The 1,134-nt window shown below is 71.8% G+C and carries 1 protein-coding gene and 1 pseudogene; both read right to left on the bottom strand.

All coding sequences use genetic code 11. From position 1 onward, the window contains the following. A partial coding sequence (gene tilS, locus HUK82_RS16725) for a tRNA lysidine(34) synthetase TilS (protein ID WP_317134869.1) occupies positions 1-665 on the bottom strand: 665 nt, incomplete at its 3' end. A gap of 46 nt (positions 666-711) precedes the next feature. After that, positions 712-1,134: pseudogene (locus HUK82_RS16720) on the bottom strand (hypothetical protein); the annotation flags it as partial.

Raw genomic sequence — 1,134 nt, 5'->3', positions numbered from 1 at the left:
AGATCGGCGCGGACGCGGGCGCGTTCCCAGCGCGGATCGCGGTTGCTGGGGTCTTCCACCCACCTCTGCCCCTCCGCGCACAGGCGCGCGCGCAGGATGTGCCGCCCGAACCCCAGCAGGGGCCGGACAAGGCGGATGTCCGGGCCGGCCACGCTGGCGGCCATGCACGCCAGACCGTCCTCCCCGCTGCGTGCGCGCGTGCGGATCCGTGCCGTTTCGCGCTGGTCGTCGGCGTGGTGTCCCAGGAGCAGATCCAGCGCGCCGACCGCGACACAGGCGCGTGTCAGCGCGGCATAGCGCGCGGTGCGGGCGCGGGCGGACAGGCCGGGTCCTGGGGAGAGGTTCGTAAGGCTCAGCAGTTGCGCCGGTATGTCCAGCGCGGCCAGCCGATCAAGGGTCAGGAGCGCCTCGGCGCGGGAGGTCGCGCGCAGCCCGTGATCGACCACCAAGCCGACGACATTGCGCCGCCAGCGTCGTGCCAGCAGGGCCAGACACAGCGAATCCGCACCACCGGACACCGCGATGGCGACCGGCACGGCCTCCGACGGCCAGGGGCCCAACATCGCGATCCGGGCGGCGAAGGCGGCATCGGAAACCGGCGTCGCCTGTGCCTCTGCTTCCATCCGCGTGTCGGCCGGTGTCTGGCCGTCAGTCCGTGGTGCCACGGATCGGGCGGCCGCCCACGGCGTCACATCCGCGCCGTCAGCGCAATCAGTGACAGCTGCCCTGTTTGCGATAATAGGCCGCAGCGGACTTCGCGCGCGGTTGCAGCGCCGGGAATTCGGAGGTGAGTTTCTCCAGCGCCTGACAGGCCGAGTTCTTGTCGCCCAGGGCGAGCATCGACGCCGTCACGCCCAGCAGGGCGTCGGGTGCGCGCGTGCCTTTGGGCGCGCGGGAATACGCGTCGTAATACGCCACGGCGGACTGGCGATACTGCTTCTGCCCGGCCAGTGACTGTGCGACGAGGAACTGGGCGTCGATCTTCTGCGCGCCCTTCGCCTGCGCGGCGGCGGCGACGGCGGCGGTGTGGGCGGCATCGTAATTATGCGCGAGCAGTGCCGCATTCCCCTCCTTGAGCAAAGCGTCCGGCGTGTGCGCCGCAGGAGCGGGGGCCGGCCCGGCTGCTGCGGGCAC

Source organism: Ameyamaea chiangmaiensis, assembly GCF_013376175.1.
In the GTDB taxonomy this organism is placed as follows: Bacteria; Pseudomonadota; Alphaproteobacteria; order Acetobacterales; family Acetobacteraceae; genus Ameyamaea; species Ameyamaea chiangmaiensis.
Note: the sequence above shows the minus strand (reverse complement) of the source record. Positions and strands in the feature narration are given on the sequence as shown.